Annotated in this window: 1 protein-coding gene; it reads left to right on the plus strand. The window is 72.1% G+C overall.

Translation table 11 applies throughout. The features are described from left to right. Window positions 1-4 precede the first annotated feature (4 nt). A partial coding sequence (locus JJ959_RS21330) for an AAA family ATPase (RefSeq protein ID WP_292888510.1) occupies window positions 5-506 on the plus strand: 502 nt, incomplete at its 3' end.

Here is a 506-nt window from a genome sequence, read left to right on the forward strand (position 1 = left end):
GCCCATGCTGGCGTCGCTCTCGATCCGGGATGTGGTGCTGATCGACCGCCTCGACCTCGCCTACGAGCCGGGCCTGTCGGTGCTGACCGGTGAGACCGGTGCCGGTAAATCCATTCTGCTGGACGCCCTGGGCCTCGCCCTGGGCGAGCGTGCGGATTCCGGCCTCGTGCGCCACGGCGCGGAGCAGGCCACCGTCATCGCCGCCTTCGAGCTGTCCGACCCGTCAGCCGTCGACGCCGTCCTGCGCGAGGCCGATCTGGACGCGTCCGAGGGCGCGCTGATCCTGCGCCGGGTTGTCACCGCCGACGGCCGGTCGCGCGCCTATGTGAACGACCAGCCGACCAGCGTCGGGCTGATGCGCCGCCTGGGCGACGTGCTGGTGGAGATCCAGGGCCAGTTCGACCAGCGCGGCCTGATGGATCCCTCGACGCATCGCGACACGCTGGACGCCTTCGCCGGCCTGTCGCGCCAGGCCGACGGCGTGGCCAAGGCCTGGGGCACCTGGC

Origin of the sequence: Nisaea sp. (genome assembly GCF_017640745.1) — a bacterium.
Lineage (GTDB): Bacteria > Pseudomonadota > Alphaproteobacteria > Thalassobaculales > Thalassobaculaceae > Nisaea.